At 62.9% G+C, this 455-nt stretch carries 1 protein-coding gene; it reads right to left on the reverse strand.

From position 1 onward, the window contains the following. Nucleotides 1-137 precede the first annotated feature (137 nt). On the reverse strand, nucleotides 138-455 hold a 318-nt coding region (locus tag EN932_RS37665), incomplete at its 5' end, for a twin-arginine translocase subunit TatC (RefSeq protein ID WP_206619057.1).

Consider the following 455-nt stretch of genomic DNA (forward strand, 5'->3'; position numbering starts at 1 on the left):
ATAGCCAAAAAAAAAAACCCCGCCTCTACGGCGGGTCGCTGGCGCAAGTCGGCACCATACCGAGAATCATAGCATAGCTGCCCTCACCAGGTCAAGAAAAAATTCCTATCGAGGCTGGCCAGACGCGGCGGCGCCGTTCAGGTGGAGGACGCGTCCGCCGGCTTCTTCTCGGCGACCTCTTCCGCCGCGTCCTGCTTCTCGCGTGCCACGCGCTGCTTTTCCTGATCGCGCTCGATCAGCCGGGCAGCCCAGATGGAGACCTCGTACAGAAGGATGGTCGGAATGGCGAGGCCGATCTGGCTCATCGGATCGGGCGGCGTCAGCACCGCCGCGACGACGAAGGCGATGACGATCGCCCATTTGCGCTTCTCGGCCAGCCCCTTGGACGACAGCATGCCGACGCGTGTCATCAGGCTGGTCACCACCGGCAGTTGGAACACCAGGCCGAAGGAGAA

It is taken from the genome of Mesorhizobium sp. M7A.F.Ca.US.002.01.1.1 (genome assembly GCF_004022955.1).
Taxonomy (GTDB): Bacteria; Pseudomonadota; Alphaproteobacteria; order Rhizobiales; family Rhizobiaceae; genus Mesorhizobium; species Mesorhizobium ciceri.